The following is an 18,079-nucleotide window of genomic DNA, read 5'->3' as shown; positions in this document are numbered from 1 at the left end:
TCTGGTGCGCCCTGACGCGGTGGTCGCCCGGCTGGCGCTGCACGACGGCGCGCCGATGGACGCGGATGCGGTGGTGCTGCGCGACCCGGAGGGGCGGGCGCAGTGGCTGGCGGCGGGCTACCGCCTCGGTGCGCTGCGTACCGCGCTCGCGCCGCTCGCGGGCCGCACGGCGAACGCGCCGCTGCGTCGGGTGTTCGAGTCGGTCGCGGTCGGCTTCGTCGACGTGGACGCGGCGGTGGTCGTCGATGTCGATACCCCGGAGGACCTGGAGCGGGCCGAACGGTCGGTCCGTCGCGAATCACCCGAAACAGAGGAGCGAACATGAACGAGCAGAAACGGCTTCCGCCGGAGGCACTCGATGCGTGGCTGGCGGCGGCCGCGGAGGAGCTCGGGGTGGATCCCGGCGCGGTGTCGATCGGCACGGTGCTCGATGTCGCACGCGATGTCGCGCACGACGTGGCCCGTCCGGCGGCGCCGCTCTCGACGTTCCTGCTGGGCGTCGCGTTCGGGCGGCTCGGGGACGACGCGGATCCCGAGCGGTTGGACGGGTTGGCGGCGCTCCTCGTCGATCGCGCCGATGCCTGGAAGCAGGCGCAGGAAGCGGGGGAGTGAGGAGGGTCGTGCGCCGCGATGCGCGGCGCACGACCCTGCTCGACGGTGTCGGCCGCCCGCGTCAGTTGCCCATGACCTTCTGGAAGGCCTTGGTGTAGCGGTCGTCCTCCTGCGCGGTGAGCGAGCGCATGTCGAAGATGCGCTTCGACATCTCCTCGTCGGGGAAGATCAGCGGGTTGTCGGCGAGCTTGGGGTCGAGCTTCGCCATGGCATCGCGCGCTCCGGCGACGGGCGTGACGTACTGCACGTACTGCGCGACGCGGGCCGCGACCTCGGGCTCGTAGTAGTAGTTCACGAGCTCGTGCACCTGCTTGTAGGACTCGGTGGCCTTCGGCATGGAGAACGAGTCGATGAACACGGAGGCGCCCGATTCGGGCACGACGAACTTCCAGATCTCCTCGCCGGCCTCCTCGTTGAGGATCGCGATGTCGCCCGACCAGCACATGCCGGCCCAGATCTTCTCCTGCTGCAGGTCCTGGGTGTAGGAGTTGCCCTTGATGGTGGCGACCTGGCCCTTCGCGAGCTGCTTCTTGACGACGTCGAGCGCGGCGTAGAACTGGTCGTCGCCCCACTTGTCGCCGACGATGTCGACGCCCTGCTCGAGCATGATGAGCCCGGTCGTGTCGTCCTGCTCCGAGAGCAGATTGACCTTGCCCTTGAGCTCGGGCGCCCACAGATCCGAGACCCGCTTGATGCCCTTGGGATAGAGCTTGGTGTTGTAGACCAGTCCGGTCATGCCCGCCTGGTAGGGGATCGACATGATGCGGTCCGGATCGAAGGTCGCGTGCTTCACCAGGTCGATCATCTGCTCGCCGACGTTGGGCACGAGGCTCCGGTCGAACTTGCGCAGCTGGTCCTTCTCGACGAGGCGGACGATGGTCGTGTCGGACGGGACGAAGACGTCGTAGCCGGTGTCCTGCCCGAGCTGCAGCTGGTCCTTGATCTTCGCGATGAAGGTTTTGTTGTCGTCGATGTCCTCGTAGTAGTCGACCGCGATGTCGGTCTTCTCCATGAAGTCGTTGAGCGTCGGGTAGTCCTTCGTCTTCTCGTCGAAGTCGAGGTAGTAGGTCCAGTTCGCCCAGCGGATGGTGCCCTTGGAGCCGTCGCCGTAGGTCTTCTTGCTCGAGCAGGCGGCGAGTCCGCTCGCGCCGAGCAGTGCGGCACCGAGTCCGGCGCCCTGCAGCAGGCGGCGGCGGCTGACGGGAGCCTGCCGGGCACGCTGGACGAGTGAACGGATGATCGGGTCCTCGGGGAGGGGATTCGGCATGTTCTTCTCCTTTGAAGTGCGTGCGTCCCCATCCTGGCACGCCGTGCCGCCCCGCCGGGCGAACAGCCTGTGCGGGGCGCTACCGCTGCGCGGACACAGTGTCGTGCAACGCACCAGCGATGGCCGGAGGCGCCGCGAGCAGCAGGGGCTCCCCCGGGGGAGTCCGTTCGTCGACGCCGCGGAGCTCGGCACCGGCCTCGCGCGCGATGAGCGCGGCCGCGGCGTAGTCCCAGGGCTGGAGCCCGCGCTCGTAGTAGGCGTCGAGACGCCCGGACGCGACCATGCAGAGATCGTAGGCGGCTGAGCCGAGACGTCGGATGTCCCGGATGCGCGGCAGGACCCGGGCGACGACCTCGGCCTGCTCGGCGCGGCGCTCGGACGTGTATCCGAACCCGGTGCCGACGAGCGCGAGACCGAGCTCCTGCTGTGCGGAGACGCGGATCGGGACCCCGTTGCGGGTCGCGCCGCCGCCCGCCGAAGCGACGAACAGCTCGCCGGATCGCGGCGCGCAGACGGCCCCCGCGACCGCGCGACGGCCGTCGGCGAACGCGGTCGGATCGGGCACGGTCGCCGCGATGCTCACCGAGAAGATCGGCAGATCGTAGAGGTAGTTGACGGTGCCGTCGATCGGGTCGACGACCCAGGTGATGCCCGTCGTGCCGGAATCACTCGCACCCTCCTCGCCGAGGATGCCGTCGTCGGGCCTCGCCTCGCGGATGAGGGCCGCGACGAGGCGCTCCGCCTCGCGATCCGCGGCGGTCACGACATCGGTCGCGCTCGACTTGGTCGCGGCGACGTTCACGCCGGCATCGCGCAGCTGGGCGATCCGCCGACCAGCGGTCTCGGCGACGGTCGCGGCGATGGCGGCCAGTTCGGCGGCGAGAGCCGCGGAGACGGCGGGAGCGGAGGAGGGCATCTCGGTCATGCCACGAGCCTACGGTGCGTCGAAGCGACGATCCGGTGACGGTCCGGCGAAGCCTCAGAGAACTCCCGGGCTGCGTGCGGCTCCGACCCGGGAAGCGGGAGTTGAGTGGGCCGGGTGAGCGAGCTGTTGACCGCGCCCCGGACCGAAGCCGGCCGGGTCACCCATCGCCGCGGGGACGTGCGGACGCTCCTCGCCGCCGTCGCGGTCGGACTCGCCGCCGCACTGATCAGCGCGATCGGCTCGTGGACCCCGTCGCTCTGGGGCGACGAAGCGGCCAGCGTGCTCTCGGCCGCACGGCCCGTCGACACGCTCCTCCCGATGCTCGGTCGCGTCGACGCCGTGCACGGGGCCTACTACCTCTTCCTGCACGGCTGGATCGAGCTCTTCGGCGCGAGCCCGTTCTCCGTGCGCCTGCCCTCGGCGATCTCCGCGGGACTCTGCGCCGCCGGCGTGAGCTGGCTGTGCTCGCGATTCGGCTCCCTGCGCTTCGGCGTCGCGGCGGGTCTGATCGCCGCGATCCTGCCGCGCATGACCTACGCCGGCGAGGAGGCCCGCTCCTCCGCGTTCTCGGCGGTCATCGCGACCGCGATCTGCCTCATCATCGTCGAGATCCTGAGGCGCGAGCACCCCTCTCGCCGGTGGTGGGCGGCCTACGGCGCCGCGCTCGCCGCAGGGATCGTCGTCTTCTGCTACCTGGCGCTCATGGCGCTCGCGGTCGGCGCGATGCTCGTCGCAACCCCGCCGGCGCGGCGCCTGCTGCGACCCTGGGCGCTCGCTTCGGGCATCGCCGTGCTCGCCGCATCGCCGGTGCTCGTCCTCGCCGTGCTCGAGCGCGACCAGATCGCATTCCTCGGCGACCGGGAAGCCATCACCCTGGACTCGGTGCTCGTGCAGATGTGGTTCGGCTCGCCGTCCGTCGCGATCATCGCGTGGGCGCTGATCGCCGTCGCCGTCGCCGGACTCGTGATCGAGCTGGTGCGGATCCGGAACGCGACCGGGAACGGGCGTCCGGGCCGGAGCCGTTCCGAGGCGCCGGGTCGGACGGCGCTGCGTCCCGAGACGCTCGCGCTCGCGTGGCTCGTGATCCCCATCGGGGCGGTGCTGGTCGCCAGCATCGTGCTGCCCCTCTACACGGCGAGGTACGGCACCTTCGCCGCGCCGGCCGCGGCGATCCTCATCGCGCTCGGACTGCGGCGGCTCGCCCGGCTGTCGCGTCCCGGGGGCGTCCCGATCCTGGCCGCGATCGCGGCGCTCGCGCTGCTCGCGACCGTCGTCCCCGTGTGGGCCGCACAGCGGGGACCGTACGCCAAGAACGATTCCGACTGGAACGAGATCGCCGCGGCCGTCCGTGATCGCGCGGAGCCCGGGGACGCGGTCGTGTTCGACGAGACGAGCCGGCCATCGCGACGTCCCCGGCTCGCGATGGACACCGACCCGGAGGCGTTCCGCGCCGTGTCGGATCCGACCCTCCGCACCTCCTATGCGCGCAGCGGGACCTGGTACTCCTCGGTCTTCACGGTGGCCGAGGCCGCTGCTCGCGGCCGGTTCGACGGGATCGATCGCGTGTGGCTCGTCGAGTACGCGGACGGAGGAACGAGCGACGACTGGGGCGAGGCCGAGCTCCGGGCCCTCGGGTTCCGGCCGGTCGACCGGATCCCGGGGCACCGGAGCGAGATCCTCCTCTACGAGCGGACCTCCTCGGCGAGCACGTAGGCGTCCTCACCGTGGTGCCGGCCGTCGATGCCGTCGGCCTCGACCTCGGCCGGGACCCGGAGCCCCGTGACCGCGCGGACGGCGAGCGCGATCAGCAGGGCGACGATGAAGGAGTAGCCGGCGACCGCGACCACCGAGATCGCCTGCACGAGCAGCTGCCCGGCGTTCCCTCCGGTAAACAGGCCCGTGCCGGTCGCGAAGAAGCCGAGGTACAGGGTGCCCAGCGCGCCGGCGACGAGGTGCAGCCCGACGACGTCGAGCGAGTCGTCGAAGCCCAGCCGGTACTTGGCCTCCACCGCGACCGCGCAGGCCGCGCCCGCGAGGATCCCGAGCAGGATCGCCCAGATCGGCGCGAGGTTCGCGCACGCCGGGGTGATCGCGACGAGCCCGGCGACGGCGCCAGAGCACGCGCCGACCGCCCCCGGTCGGCGCCCGCGCAGCGCATCCGTGGCGAGCCAGCCCATGATCCCGGCGGTCGCCGCGACGATGGTGTTCACCACGATGAGGCCGGCCTGCGCGTCGTTCTGCGCGGTGCCGGCGTTGAACCCGATCCAGCCGAACCACAGCAGGGCGGCGCCGATGGTGACGAGCGGCACGCTGTGCGGGCGGTGCGCCCCCGGGGCGAAGTCGATGCGCCGACCGGCGACGAGCGCGAGCGCGAGGGCCGCGGCGCCCGCGCTGATGTGCACGGCGGTGCCGCCGGCCCAGTCGATCACGTCCGCGGTGCCGAGCATGCCGCCGAGCTTCTGGATCCAGCCGCCGCCCCAGACCCAGGCCGCCACCGGGAAGTAGACGAGGGTCGCCCAGAGGCCGGCGAACAGCATCCAGGATCCGAGACCGACCCGGTCCGCGATCGCGCCCGAGATGAGGGCGGTGCTGATCATCGCGAACGTAGCGCCGAAGCCGGCAGAGACGAACGATCCCGGATCGGTCGAGATGAAGCCGAGGTCCTTCAGCGGGTTCCCCGCGAACCCCGGCGCCTCGCCGGGGCCGAACACGGTCATGCCGTAGCCGTAGAGCACCCAGAGGACCCCGACGAGCCCCATGGCGCTCAGGCTGAACATCATCATGTTCACCACGGATCGGACGCGGACGAGGCCGCCGTAGAACAGGGCGAGGCCGGGGGTCATCACGAGCACCAGCGCGGTGCTCGTCACCATCCAGACGGCATTCGGGGTCATGTGGGCTCCGTTCGTTCCGCGGCGGTCGATTCCACCGGTGGGAGCAGTGTGCGCGCCGGTCGTTGCGCATCGGTGACGGTCGTGTTTCCCGCCCGTTACAATGCGGCCGATCCGATGACGATCCTGTTTCGCGGGCGGAACGGCGGGGATCCTGCTAAGCTGTTCAGGTTGCCGTCCAACGGCCGCGGATAAAGAGAGCCCCCAGCACCATGCTGGAGGCGCCGCGCAACAAGCGAAAGGGGACCCAATATGGCACTGCCTGCAGAGGTCAAGAAGGCGATCATCGACGAGTACGCGACCCACCCCGGTGACACCGGTTCCCCCGAGGTCCAGGTCGCGATGCTCACGCAGCGGATCAAGGATCTCACCGAGCACCTGAAGGAGCACAAGCACGACCACCACTCGCGTCGTGGTCTGCTGCTCCTCGTCGGCCAGCGCCGTCGTCTCCTGGGCTACCTCCAGAACGTCGACATCGCGCGCTACCGCTCGCTCATCGAGCGCCTCGGCCTGCGTCGATAGTTTCGGCTTCGGGATCGGCATGCCGATCCACGACCCGGAAGGGCCCGTCACCTCGCGGTGGCGGGCCCTTCGTCGTTCCCGGGACGCGGTTCGAATCGGCCGGGTCCCGGTCCGGGTCTCGGCCCGGGCGCCCGGATCAGTAGGGGAACGCTGCCGAGAACAGGTTCACGATCAGGCTCAGCACCATCGCGGCCACGCTGATGCTCGCGCTCACGAGCGCGCCGATCGCGGCCCAGCGCCAGCGCTCCGCGTCGCGGAGGAGCACGCCGAAGATGGCGAGGCCGAGCGCCACGAGCAGGAGGATCGCCTGCAGGGTCTGCACGACGCCGGTCACCGGAGCGAGGCTCTGGCCCGAACTGAGGGCCGAGCGGTAGACGACCGGTGAGAGGACGCTGATCAGGGTCGAGAACGCGACGAGACCGAGCGCGATGATCCCGGGCACGTTGAGGCGGCCCTCGGACGCGGGCTGGGCGGCGGTGTACGCGGCCTGCGGCGGTGCGTACTGCGGCTGCGCGGCGGGCTGCGGTTGCGCGGCGGTGGGCTGCGGCGCGTACTGCGGGGGAGCGTACTGCGGCTGCTGCGGCTGCTGCTGCGGGAGATTCTGCTGCGGAGTGCTCATACCGGAAAGCCTAGGCCACCCGCCCCGCCGAACGGCGGCGGACCGGCGCCTCGTGGCGTCGGTCCGGGCGCGCCGCCGACGGCCGATATCCTGGAACCATGATGGTGAGCGACCGGGTCCCGAGCCGACGAGCGGAGTCCCGGTGACCGGAGCCGACGGCTCGAACGACTCGGTGTTCCTGCGCGCGCTCGGACCCGACGCGGAGCGCCTGCACCCGGCGGTCGCGAGCTACGTCTCCGGTCCGCCCGAGCCGGGGCTCGTCGGCATCGGGGCTGGGACGGTCGAGGTCGCGGGCAGCCGCTATGGGCGATGGAACCTGCTCGCGCGGCTGGTGGTCGGGCCGGAGGTCCTGCTGACCGCCCGCGAGCGGGACGTCCCGTTCGAGGTGGTGAACCGGCCCGCGCTGGGACCGGGTGGCGCCCCGGAGCTCCGAGCGGAGCGCTTCTTCCTCTTCAGTACCGGAACGCAGGGGTTCTCCGACGTGCTGCGCGCGACGGACGAACCGGGGATCCTGCGGAACCTGCTCGGTCCGAAGGGGCGCCTCGAACTGCGTCTGCGCTGCGACGTCACCGAATCCGGGCACCTGCGCCTTCGCGCCGAGCGCAGCTGGCTGCGTCTGTGGCGACTCCGGATCCCGCTGCCGGCGGTGCTGACGGTCTCCGTCGACCTCGAGGACGGCTACGACGCGGCGGCGGAACGGCAGACGATCCGGGCGAAGGTGCGCAACCCGATCCTCGGCACGGTGCTCGAGTACCGCGGCTCGTTCACCTACCGCTACGCCGCCGACTGACCGGTCGAGCGACCGAGGGCTCAGGAGTACAGCGGGCTCGTCGACAGCTCGGACAGCATGAACTGCATGAACATGGCGGTCCAGATCGTGGTGATCACCAGCGAGACGAGCAGGCAGGCCAGGTTGGCCCACAGCGGCCACCCCGGGGTGCGGGTCACCTTGCGCAGCACCACGTGACGCCCGATCAGGTAGACGGTGGCCCCGAGGAACGCGAACGCCCAGTGGAACGGGCGGACGACGCCGAGCGCGGTCAGCCGCTTGGAGTCCCGGTGGGCCGCGACGATGATGAGCGCCGTGAGCGCCCAGCCCAGGAGCGCCACGATCCCGGTGGTCGCGAAGTAGGAGATGAACCCGCTCTGGTCGCCCTCCGTGAGGGAACGCACATAGCCGCGCACGTCGATCAGGAAAATGGAGGGAACGGCGAGGAGCTGCGCCAGGGCGATCACCCAGGTCCAGGGGCCGTCGACCGCGAGGTGGTCGGTGAGCCGCGGGCGTTCGAGCACGGCGGGGCGCGGGGCGGCGGCGGCCGGCGCGGATCCCTGCGTGTGCGCGGTCCACGCGGAGCCGTCCCACCACCGCACCGTGCCGGTGCCGTCGGGGTACCAGCCCGGGGCGGGCTGCTGCTGGGCGGGGAACTGCGCGTGATTCGGATCGCTCATGATGACTCCAGGCTAACGGGAAAGGCCCCGTGCTCCGTCGTAACGGTGCACGGGGCCTCTCTTGAGGTCTGATCGGATCAGATCTTCGACGAAGCGTCCTTGAGGACGCTGCGCAGGATGCCGCCGATCTCAGCGAACTCCGACGGACCGATGGTCAGCGGCGGGGCGAGCTGGATGACGGGGTCTCCACGGTCGTCGGCGCGGCAGTAGAGGCCGGCCTCCCACAGCGCGGGGGAGAGGTAGTCGCGCAGGAGTCGGTTCGACTCCTCCTCGTTGAAGGTCTCCTTCGTGGCCTTGTCCTTGACGAGCTCGATTCCGAAGAAGTAGCCCTCGCCGCGGACGTCGCCCACGATGTCGATGTCGAGGAGCTTCTCGAGCTCGGCGCGGAACAGCGGGCTGTTCTCGCGCACGCGGCCGTTGAGGTCCTCTTCCTCGAAGATGTCGAGGTTCTCGAGCGCCGCAGCCGCCGCAGCCGGGTGACCGGCGAAGGTGAAGCCGTGGTAGAAGGTGTTGTCGACCGAGTTGAACGGCTCCGACACCTTGTCCGAGACGATCATCGCACCGAGCGGGACGTAGCCCGAGGTGATGCCCTTGGCGGACGTGATGATGTCGGGCTCGTAGCCGAGGGCCTTCGAGGCGAAGAAGTCGCCGACGCGGCCGTAGGCGCAGATGACCTCATCCGAGACGAGCAGCACGTCGTACTGGTCGCAGATCTCGCGCACGCGCTTGAAGTAACCGGGGGGAGGCGGGAAGCAGCCGCCCGAGTTCTGCACGGGCTCGAGGAAGACGGCGGCAACGGTGTCGGGACCCTCGAAGAGGATCGCCTCCTCGATGCGGTTCGCCGCCCACTGGCCGAAGGCCTCGAGATCGTCGCTCGGGGCGCCCATCTCGTCGGCGCGGTAGAAGTTGGTGTTCGGAACGCGGTGACCACCCGGGGTCAGCGGCTCGTAGAACTTCTTCATGTCGGGGATGCCGGTGATCGCCAGCGCGCCCTGCGGGGTGCCGTGGTAGGCGACCGAGCGCGAGATGACCTTGTGCTTCATCGGCTTGCCCTGGATCTTCCAGAAGTGCTTCGCTAGCTTGAACGCCGACTCCACAGCCTCGCCACCACCGGTGGTGAAGAAGACCTTGTTCATCTGGCCGGGAGCGTAGGACGCGAGGCGCTCCGACAGCTCGATCGCGGCGGGGTGGCCGTAGGACCAGATCGGCATGAAGTCGAGCTGCTTCATCTGCTTGGCGGCGGCCTGCACGATGCGGTCGCGGCCGTGGCCGGCGTTGACCACGAACAGGCCGGCGAGGCCGTCGATGTACTGCTTGCCGGCAGCGTCGTAGATGTGGTGTCCCTCGGCGCGGGTGATGACGGGGATGCCGTCGTTCAGCACCTTGCGGTTGGTGAAGTGCGGCCACATGTGGCGCTTGGCCGAAGCCTGAAGAGCGGCGGTGTCGACCGCTGCCGTCGGATCAAAAGACATGGTTATCGTGTTCCCCAGTCGTATTTCTGTTTCTTGAGTTGGAGGTAGACGAAGGTCTCGGTTGAGGCGACCCCGTCGAGCGTTCTGATCTTTTGGTTCAGGAACTCGATGAGGCCATCGTCATCCTCGCACACGACCTCCGCCATCAGGTCGAAAGATCCCGCACTGAGGATCAGGTACGAGACCTCCGGCAAGTCGGCGAGGTGGTCGGCGACGACCCTGGTGTCGCCGGAGACGCGAATGCCGATCATGGCGAGCCGGCTGAAGCCGATCCGCATCGGGTCGGTCACGGCAACGATCTGCATGACCCCGGCATCGGTGAGCTTCTGCACCCGCTGGCGGACGGCGGCCTCGCTGAGACCGACCGCCTTGCCGATCTCGGCGTACGAGCGGCGACCATCGATCTGAAGCTGTTCGATGATCGCCTTCGACGTCGCGTCGAGGGCGAGTGAAGTTCGCTTGCTGCTCACGGTTTCGATCTTGGCACTCCCCGGACGGAAACGCAAAGGAATTCGAAGCGAGTTCGGGAAAATGCTGGGGATTCCGCAGGTTGGTTCCGCGTGTCGGGGAGCGACGCGCAGGATGCGCGGGGTGCCGGAGGGCGCACCGGAGCCGGACACCGTGTTCGGAATCGGACCCGGATCGGACGCCGGATTCGAAGATCCGTAACGTTCACGTGAAGATTCGTCGAACCCGCGCCCGGGCTGCTGGTTCGCGCACCGGCTCTGTGGAATAGTTCGGAACGACCGACCCGGCGATGAAGCTTCAGGATCGTCGCACGGGGAACCGTCATGCATCGAGTCAAAGGAGACCCGAGATGAACAGAGTGCCCGAGGACCCCGTAGTCCGAGACCTCGTCGCCATGGTGCGCGGCGCCCAGATGAACCGCCGCGGACTCCTGCGGATCGGCGCCGCCGGAGCGGCCGGCGTCGGAGCGCTCGCGCTCAGCGCCTGCGCGGGAGGCGCACCGAAGGTCGATCAGGGGACTGGCAAGGCCGGCTCGATCGTGTGGGGCAACTGGACCTACTACCTCGACTACGACTCGAAGACCCAGACCTTCCCGACGCTCGACGCGTTCATGAAGCAGACGAACATCAAGGTCGAGTACCTCGAGGACATCGATGACAACAACACCTTCTACGGCAAGATCAAGGATCAGCTGAAGCTCGGCCAGGACACCGGCTACGACGTGATCACCCTGACCGACTGGATGGACGCGCGCCTCATCGAGGCGAAGCAGATCCAGGAGTTCGACTACGCGAACCTCGCCAACGTCACGGCGAACCTCATCGACTCGCAGAAGAACGCGCTCGACGTCGATCCCGGCCGCCGCTTCACGATCCCGTGGCAGCTTCCCGCCTCGGGCTTCGTCTGGAACAAGAAGCTGGTGCCCCAGGGCGTGCGCACGCTCGAGGACTTCATGCGCCCCGACCTCAAGGGCAAGGTGGGCGTCCTGACCGAGATGCGCGACACCATGGGCATCATCATGCAGGCGCAGGGGGTCGACGTCGCGCAGAAGACCTGGGGCGACGCCGAGTTCGACCGGGCGCTGCAGTGGCTCGACGACGGGCTGAAGAGCGGCCAGATCTCGAAGGTCAAGGGCAACTCCTATACCCAGGACCTCGAGAAGGAGGACACCCTCGCGGCGATCGCCTGGACCGGCGACATCGTCATGCTGAACGCCGAGCAGGGCGACAAGTGGACCCTCGAGGTGCCCGAGTCCGGGGGCATGATCACGGCGGACTCGCTCACGGTGCCGAACGGCACCTCGGCGAAGAACAAGAAGCTCGTCGAGCAGCTGATCGACTACTACTACCAGCCGGAGATCGCGGCGCAGGTGGTGGCCTACACCTCGTTCGTGCCGCCCGTGAAGGGCGCCAAGGAGGCGATGGCGAAGATCGATCCGAAGCAGGTCGACAATCCGCTGATCTTCCCGGACGCGGAGATGGACAAGCGGTTGCACAGCTTCCGCACCCTGACTCCGCAGGAGGACAAGAAGTACACGGCCGCATTCAACAAGGTACTGGGACTGTAAACACGCATATGAACGACGCACACTCCTTCGCAGAGGCCGGAGCCGACCTCACCCTCACCGGGATCCAGAAGCGATTCCCGGGATTCACCGCCATCGAGCACCTCGATCTCGAGATCCCCGCGGGATCCTTCTTCGCGCTGCTCGGCCCCTCGGGCTGCGGCAAGACCACGACCCTGCGGCTCGTCGCGGGCCTCGAGGATCCGACCGCCGGTCGGATCCTGATCGGCGGCCGCGACGTCACCGCGCTGAAGCCGCACAAGCGACCGGTCAACACCGTGTTCCAGTCCTACGCGCTGTTCCCGCACATGACGATCCTGGAGAACGTCGCCTTCGGGCTCCGCCGCCGCAGGGTGGGGGATCCGGTGGGCAAGGCCAAGGAAGCGCTGGAGCTCGTCGAGCTGGCGCACATCTCCGATCGCAAGCCCGCCCAGCTCTCGGGCGGCCAGCAGCAGCGCGTCGCGCTCGCCCGTGCCGTCGTGAACCGGCCCGCGCTGCTGCTGCTCGACGAGCCGCTCGGCGCACTCGACCTCAAGCTGCGCCGTCAGATGCAGCAGGAGCTCAAGCAGATCCAGCAGGAGGTCGGCCTGACCTTCCTCCACGTGACCCACGACCAGGAGGAGGCCATGACCATGGCCGACACGGTCGCGGTCATGAACAAGGGCCGCATCGAGCAGATGGGCGCCCCGGAGGAGCTCTACGAGCTGCCGCGCACCGTGTTCGTCGCGAACTTCCTCGGGCAGTCCAACCTGTTCGAGGTGCAGGTCGTCGGCGGCACCGATCGGGTCGTGCAGACGACGCTGAACGGCGGCCGCATCACCGTGCTGCGCGAGCGGACCGAGCGCGACGGCGGCACGATCACCGTCGGCGTCCGGCCCGAGAAGCTGCGGCTCCACCGCGAGCAGCCCGCCGACGACCCCGCGATCAACGTGATCGGTCCCGGCCGCATCACCGACGTCTCGTTCATCGGCGTCAGCACGCAGTACACGGTGGAGGCGCCCGAGTTCGGCTCGGTGCAGGTGTTCGCGCAGAACGTGGAGGCCGGCCCCGGCGCCCGGCTCGGCGACGAGGTCTGGCTGAGCTGGCACGCCGAGCACACCTTCGGGCTCGCCGACGATCCGACCGGCACCGGTTCGCTCGCTTCCGATCTCTCGACCCGGGCCATGGCGGCCCAGGCGAAGCAGAACTGAGAGGCGAACCGATGGCATTCACCGCATTCTCGACGGGCACGGCGTCCGTCGAGCAGGTGCCGAGGAAGCGATCCTGGACCGCGCTGCTGCTGCTCGCGCCCGGCATCGCCTACATGCTCCTGTTCTTCCTCGCGCCCTTCATCCAGCTCGTCATCACCTCCCTCCAGGCCCCCGCGGCCTCGGGCGGCATCGGCGAGTACATCGCCGCGTGGCAGTTCGGCAACTACGCCGACGCCATCGTGCAGTACTGGCCGCACATCCTCCGATCCTTCGTCTACGCGCTCACCGCGACGGTGATCGGGCTCATCATCTGCTATCCGCTGGCCTACCTGATCGGCGTCACGCTGCGCCCGCGGCCCATGCTGCAGGGCATCGCGCTGATCCTCGTGGTCGCGCCGTTCTTTATCAGCTTCCTGCTGCGCACGCTCGCGTGGAAGCAGATCCTGCCCGGCGAGTGGATCGGCACCGACTTCTCGGTCATTTTCGGTCTCGTCTACAACTTCATCCCGTTCATGACCCTGCCGATGTTCGCCTCGCTGCAGCAGCTCGATCTGCGGCTCGTCGAGGCCGGGCAGGACCTCTACGCCTCGCCGGTCACGACGTTCCGCAGGGTCACGCTGCCGCTCTCGCTGCCCGGTGTGGTCTCGGGCACGCTGCTCAGCTTCATCCCGATGGCGGGCGACTACGTGAGCGCGTCGACCGAGTTCCTGGGGTCGACGAAGACCGCGATGATCGGTAACGCGATCGAGTCGAACTTCCTCCGCACGCAGGACTACCCGATGGCGGCGACGCTCTCGATCATCCTGATGGCCGTGATCCTCGTGATCGTGGCGACCTACGTGCGCAAGAGCGGGGCGGAGGATCTGCTGTGAACAAGTTCAGCCTGGGCAAGGCCTTCGTGCCGGTCGTGGGATCGATCGTCCTGATCTACCTGCTGCTGCCGATCTTCTACGTGATCGTGTTCTCGTTCAACGACGCCGGTCGCAACAACATCACCTGGCGCGGCTTCACGACCGACAACTGGTCCAACCCCTGCGGCGCCCCCGACGTCTGCGAGGCGTTCAGTAACAGCATCCTGGTCGGCGTCGTCGCGACGATCGTCGCGACCGTGCTCGGCAGCGCGATCGCGATCGCGCTCGTGCGGTACCGCTTCAAGTTCCGCTCGACCATCAGTCTGATGCTGTTCACCCCGATGGCGACTCCCGAGGTCGTGCTCGGCGCGGGCCTCGCGGCTCAGTTCCTGCTGGCCGGCGTCGAGAAGGGGATCGGCACCATCATCCTGGCGCACACGATGTTCTGCATCTCGTACGTCGTGGTGGCGGTGAAGGCCCGCGTCGCGAGCCTCGATCCCTCGATCGAGGAGGCCGGACGGGATCTCTACGGTTCGCCGGGGCAGGTGTTCTGGCGGATCACGCTGCCGATGCTCATGCCGGGCATCATCGGTGCGGCCCTGCTCAGCTTCGCGCTGTCGTTCGACGACTTCATCATCACGAACTTCAACTCGGGCACCGCGAACACATTCCCGAAGTTCATCTACACTTCGGCGCTGCGCGGCGTGCCGGCGCAGGCGAACGTGCTGGCGTCGATCGTGTTCCTCGGCGCGCTCGCGCTCGTGATCATCGTCCAGATGGTCGGAATCAATCGACGGAAACGGCTCGCGAGCCGGTAGTGAAACGACGGATCCCGTCGAAAGCGGGCCCCGGATCGACCGAGTGCGTTCGGGGCCCGCGCCGCACCGGTTCTCAGCTCGAAGGGGCACCCCGAGAGGGTGCATAATGAATCCTTGTTCACGCGCGAAGACGCGCAGAGCGACAGCTCGTACAGCGTGGTCCCACCGCGCGAACATCCCCCGTTCTTAAAGGAGAGAACATGACGACTACCTCGACGGCAGCGAAGGGGGCCTCGCTCAAGCGAAGCCTCGGACTCTGGGCCATCGTCGGTCTGGGCCTCGGCTACATGACCCCGACCGTGGTGTTCGACACCTTCGGTCTCGTCGCGCGCGACACGAACAACGTCGTGCCGCTCGCCTACGCGGTCGCCCTCATCGTCATGGTGTTCACCGCGATCAGCTACGGCAAGATCGCCGGAGCGATCCCCAGCGCGGGTTCCGCGTACACCTACGTGCGCGAATCGATGCACCCGAACCTCGGATTCATGGTCGGTTGGACCTCGCTCATCGACTACATGCTGCTCCCGATGGTGAACTGCCTCATCATCCGTAGCTACCTCGAGGCGTTCTTCCCGGGCGTGCCCGGGTGGATCTGGGTCATCGTCTACGTCGTCTTCGTCACCGGGATCATCTACCTCACGATGCGCGGCACGTCGAACATCAACATGATCCTGCTCGTGTTCTCGATCGTCGTCATGGCCGTGTTCGTGTTCATGGTCGTCGTGCAGCTCAACGGCGGCGCCGGCGAGGGCGGCGTGGTGTCGATGAAGCCCCTCTTCCACAACGGCGTCGAGTTCGGCGCGGTGCTGGCCGGAGCCACCATCGTCTGCTTCTCCTTCATCGGATTCGACGCGGTCACCATGTACGCGGAGGAGGCGAAGCACCCGCGCATCATGCCGAAGGCGATCCTCCTCACCGTGATCCTCGGCGGAGCGATCTTCTTCATCGCCGGGTACTTCACCCAGATGCGGTTCCCGGACTGGAACGAGTTCGCACCGAAGGGCGACATGCAATTCGTCGAGGACAGCACGCTGCCGATCATCGGCGAGATCGTCGGCGGCAAGACGCTGTCCGCCGTGCTCACCGCCGCCGGCTTCGCAGCGACGCTCGCCTCGGGCCTCGCGTCGCACGCATCGGTCTCGCGCATGCTGCTGGTGATGGGGCGCAACAACGTGCTGCCGAAGAAGTTCTTCGGGTACATCAACCCCAAGACCCACACCCCGACCTTCAACATCGTGCTCACCGGTGCGATCTCGCTGCTGGCCGCCGCGTTCACCCTCGAGATGATCGCCGCGTTCATCAACTACGGCGCCCTCATCGCGTTCACCTTCGTGAATCTCTCGGTGATCGCCTGGTTCGCGTTCCGCAAGGGACTTCGCAAGACTCCGAAGGACATCTTCAACTACATAGTGATGCCCCTCATCGGTACGCTGCTCACCGGTCTGCTGTGGGTCAACCTGCACGCCGACGCGCTGGTCGGCGGCCTGATCTGGACCGCGATCGGTTTCGTCTACCTGCTCTTCATCACGAAGGGCTTCCGCAGGAAGGTCGCGGCCTTCGACGAAAACCAGCCCGTCACCGGCTTCAACAAGGTGCCGGAGGGCGCCGACGTCGACTGATCGTCGGACCGTCATCCTGCGCGAGGAACGAGTCGCAGGATCTCTTCGGGGATCCTGCGACTCCTCCGTCGCGGAGGATGACGGACGAAGCGGTGTCGCGCAGGACGGCCGGACCGCAGCGCACGGGTGAGCCGGGCGAGACCGCTAAACTGAGGGAATCATGCTCGATCTCGATTTCGCACCGCGCATCCGCGCCGTCCGGTCCACCTTCGCCGATATCGCCGCCGTGCTCGACGTGCCGAAGCTCGAGCGGGAGATCGCCGAGCTCGAGGAGCAGGCCGGCGCCCCCGATCTGTGGGACGATCCCGCGGCCGCGCAGAAGGTGACGAGCGGCCTCTCGCACCGCCAGGCGCGCCTCAAGCGCCTGCGAGGCGTCGAACAGCGTCTCGACGACCTCGACGTGCTCATCGAGCTCGCGCAAGAGATGGACGACGAGGACTCGGCGTCCGAGGCCGGCGACGAGCTGGCTTCGCTCGAGAAGGTCGTGCAGGAGCTCGAGGTCCAGACCATGCTCTCGGGGGAGTACGACGAGCGCGCCGCGGTCGTCACGATCCGCTCGGGCGCCGGCGGCGACGACGCGACCGACTTCGCCGAGATGCTCCTGCGCATGTACCTGCGCTGGGCCGAGCAGCACGACTACCCGACGAAGGTGCTCGACACCTCCTACGCCGAGGGCGCGGGCATCAAGTCGGCGACCTTCGAGATCGACGCGCCCTACGCGTTCGGCACCGTCTCGGTCGAGGCGGGCACGCACCGCCTCGCCCGCATCAGCCCCTTCGGATCCGCCGACAAGCGCCAGACGAGCTTCGCCGGCGTCGAGGTGATCCCGCTGCTCGAGGAGGCGACCGAGGTCGACATCCCCGAGTCCGACATCCGCGTCGACGTGTTCCGTTCGAGCGGCCCCGGCGGGCAGTCGGTCAACACGACCGACTCGGCCGTGCGCATCACGCACATCCCCACGGGGATCGTCATCTCTATGCAGAACGAGAAGTCGCAGATCCAGAACCGCGCGGCCGCGATGCGCCTGCTGCAGACGCGCCTGCTGCTGCTGCAGAAGGAGCAGGAGGCCGCGAAGAAGAAGGAGCTGGCCGGATCCGTCACCGCGAGCTGGGGCGACCAGATCCGCTCCTACTTCCTCTACGGGCAGCAGCTCGTCAAGGATCTGCGCACGGGCCACGAGTCCTCGCAGCCCGACGCGGTGTTCAACGGCGACCTCGACGGCTTCATCGCCGCTGGGATCCGCTGGCGCTCGCTCTCGAAGAACGACTGACCGAGCCGCGCGAAAGCTGAGAGCTCCGGGTTCGCCCGCGCGTCGCCGTGGGCGGCCGCGCCCGTCCGCGTAGTGTCGTCTGCGTCATGATCCTCTTCGAGAACGTCACCAAGAAGTACCGGGGTGCGCAACGTCCGGCGCTCGACGGCATCGACCTCCGGGTCGATCGCGGCGAGTTCGTCTTCATCGTCGGCGCATCAGGTTCCGGTAAGTCGAGCTGCCTGCAGCTCATCCTGCGCGAGGAGCAGCCCACCGGTGGCACGGTGCACGTCCTCGGGCACGATCTGAGCAAGATCTCCTCCCGCAAGGTCCCCTACTTCCGCCGCAACCTCGGCATGGTGTTCCAGGACTTCCGCCTGCTCACCAACAAGACCGTGTACGACAACGTCGCGTTCTCGCTGCAGGTCATCGGCAAGTCCCGCGGCTTCATCCAGGAGGCCGTGCCCGACACGCTCGAGATGGTGGGACTGGAGGGCAAGGGCAAGCGGTACCCGCACGAGCTCTCGGGCGGTGAGCAGCAGCGCGTCGCCATCGCGCGCGCC

The 18,079-nt window shown here is 68.2% G+C and carries 18 protein-coding genes and 1 pseudogene; 12 read left to right on the top strand and 7 right to left on the bottom strand.

From position 1 onward, the window contains the following. Both XM48_RS18160 and XM48_RS01380 read left to right on the top strand, forming a co-directional pair. A pseudogene (locus XM48_RS18160) lies at positions 1-325 on the top strand (hypothetical protein); the annotation flags it as partial. Then, complete coding sequence (locus XM48_RS01380; RefSeq protein WP_046453985.1) at positions 322-612, top strand: DUF6457 domain-containing protein; 291 nt, start codon at positions 322-324, stop codon at positions 610-612. The pseudogene XM48_RS18160 and the gene XM48_RS01380, both read left to right, overlap by 4 nt. A 61-nt stretch (positions 613-673) precedes the next feature. Here the strand turns inward: XM48_RS01380 and XM48_RS01375 are convergent, their stop codons facing one another. Together XM48_RS01375 and XM48_RS01370 are read right to left on the bottom strand one after the other, a co-directional pair. Further along, a complete protein-coding gene (locus XM48_RS01375; RefSeq protein WP_046453984.1) occupies positions 674-1,879 on the bottom strand; it encodes a PotD/PotF family extracellular solute-binding protein in 1,206 nt (401 codons plus the stop codon). A 79-nt stretch (positions 1,880-1,958) separates the two neighbouring features. Then, on the bottom strand, positions 1,959-2,804 hold the full coding sequence (locus XM48_RS01370) for an inositol monophosphatase family protein (protein ID WP_046453983.1): 846 nt from the start codon (positions 2,802-2,804) through the stop codon (positions 1,959-1,961). A gap of 114 nt (positions 2,805-2,918) precedes the next feature. Here XM48_RS01370 and XM48_RS01365 point away from each other — a divergent pair, with 114 nt between their 5' ends. Next, positions 2,919-4,517, top strand: a complete 1,599-nt coding sequence (locus tag XM48_RS01365; protein ID WP_052961221.1) for a glycosyltransferase family 39 protein — start codon at positions 2,919-2,921, stop codon at positions 4,515-4,517. Here the strand turns inward: XM48_RS01365 and XM48_RS01360 are convergent. After that, the gene (locus XM48_RS01360; RefSeq protein ID WP_046453982.1) at positions 4,487-5,698 is read right to left on the bottom strand and encodes an ammonium transporter; all 1,212 of its coding nucleotides are present in this window, start codon (positions 5,696-5,698) and stop codon (positions 4,487-4,489) included. The two genes, XM48_RS01365 and XM48_RS01360, sit on opposite strands and share 31 nt — an antisense overlap. 249 nt (positions 5,699-5,947) lie before the next feature. Here XM48_RS01360 and rpsO point away from each other — a divergent pair, with 249 nt between their 5' ends. Continuing rightward, positions 5,948-6,217, top strand: coding sequence for a 30S ribosomal protein S15 (gene rpsO / locus XM48_RS01355; protein ID WP_046453981.1), 270 nt, complete (start codon positions 5,948-5,950; stop codon positions 6,215-6,217). 136 nt (positions 6,218-6,353) lie between these two features. On the opposite strand, the gene XM48_RS18155 is transcribed toward rpsO, so the two are convergent. Then, positions 6,354-6,836 (bottom strand): hypothetical protein, encoded by a 483-nt coding sequence (locus XM48_RS18155; RefSeq protein ID WP_046453980.1) that lies wholly within the window; start codon positions 6,834-6,836, stop codon positions 6,354-6,356. A gap of 142 nt (positions 6,837-6,978) precedes the next feature. Between XM48_RS18155 and XM48_RS01345 the strand changes: the two genes are divergently transcribed. Next, positions 6,979-7,626: a DUF4166 domain-containing protein gene (locus XM48_RS01345; RefSeq protein WP_046453979.1), complete on the top strand. Its 648-nt coding sequence runs from the start codon at positions 6,979-6,981 to the stop codon at positions 7,624-7,626. A 20-nt stretch (positions 7,627-7,646) separates the two neighbouring features. Here the strand turns inward: XM48_RS01345 and XM48_RS01340 are convergent, their stop codons facing one another. The 3 genes from XM48_RS01340 to XM48_RS01330 form a co-directional block, all read right to left on the bottom strand. Then, complete coding sequence (locus tag XM48_RS01340; RefSeq protein WP_052961220.1) at positions 7,647-8,285, bottom strand: DUF2510 domain-containing protein; 639 nt, start codon at positions 8,283-8,285, stop codon at positions 7,647-7,649. Between the two features lie 77 nt (positions 8,286-8,362). Continuing rightward, positions 8,363-9,757: an aspartate aminotransferase family protein gene (locus tag XM48_RS01335; protein WP_046453978.1), complete on the bottom strand. Its 1,395-nt coding sequence runs from the start codon at positions 9,755-9,757 to the stop codon at positions 8,363-8,365. Positions 9,758-9,759: 2 nt separating this feature from the next. Then, positions 9,760-10,227 carry an Lrp/AsnC family transcriptional regulator gene (locus XM48_RS01330; RefSeq protein WP_046453977.1) on the bottom strand — a complete coding sequence of 156 codons (468 nt, stop codon included), beginning with the start codon at positions 10,225-10,227 and terminating at the stop codon, positions 9,760-9,762. A 347-nt stretch (positions 10,228-10,574) separates the two neighbouring features. On the opposite strand from XM48_RS01330, the gene XM48_RS01325 reads away from it, so the two are divergent. The 7 genes from XM48_RS01325 to XM48_RS01295 form a co-directional block, all read left to right on the top strand. Next, positions 10,575-11,792 carry a PotD/PotF family extracellular solute-binding protein gene (locus XM48_RS01325; RefSeq protein ID WP_046453976.1) on the top strand — a complete coding sequence of 406 codons (1,218 nt, stop codon included), beginning with the start codon at positions 10,575-10,577 and terminating at the stop codon, positions 11,790-11,792. Between the two features lie 8 nt (positions 11,793-11,800). Continuing rightward, the gene (locus XM48_RS01320) at positions 11,801-12,979 is read left to right on the top strand and encodes an ABC transporter ATP-binding protein (protein WP_046453975.1); all 1,179 of its coding nucleotides are present in this window, start codon (positions 11,801-11,803) and stop codon (positions 12,977-12,979) included. 11 nt (positions 12,980-12,990) lie between these two features. After that, positions 12,991-13,851: an ABC transporter permease gene (locus tag XM48_RS01315; protein WP_046453974.1), complete on the top strand. Its 861-nt coding sequence runs from the start codon at positions 12,991-12,993 to the stop codon at positions 13,849-13,851. Continuing rightward, positions 13,848-14,648, top strand: coding sequence for an ABC transporter permease (locus XM48_RS01310; protein ID WP_046453973.1), 801 nt, complete (start codon positions 13,848-13,850; stop codon positions 14,646-14,648). Before XM48_RS01315 ends, XM48_RS01310 begins: the two co-directional genes overlap by 4 nt. 200 nt (positions 14,649-14,848) lie before the next feature. Then, on the top strand, positions 14,849-16,267 hold the full coding sequence (locus XM48_RS01305) for an APC family permease (protein ID WP_046453972.1): 1,419 nt from the start codon (positions 14,849-14,851) through the stop codon (positions 16,265-16,267). 160 nt (positions 16,268-16,427) lie between these two features. Beyond that, positions 16,428-17,537, top strand: coding sequence for a peptide chain release factor 2 (gene prfB, locus XM48_RS01300; RefSeq protein WP_046453971.1), 1,110 nt, complete (start codon positions 16,428-16,430; stop codon positions 17,535-17,537). Between the two features lie 86 nt (positions 17,538-17,623). Next, on the top strand, positions 17,624-18,079 hold a 456-nt coding region (locus XM48_RS01295; RefSeq protein WP_046453970.1), incomplete at its 3' end, for a cell division ATP-binding protein FtsE.

The sequence above is a fragment of the Leucobacter sp. Ag1 genome, from assembly GCF_000980875.1.
Classification (GTDB): Bacteria; Actinomycetota; Actinomycetes; order Actinomycetales; family Microbacteriaceae; genus Leucobacter; species Leucobacter iarius.
The sequence above is the reverse complement of the archived record's forward strand: the minus strand, read 5'-3'. Positions and strand labels throughout refer to the sequence as shown.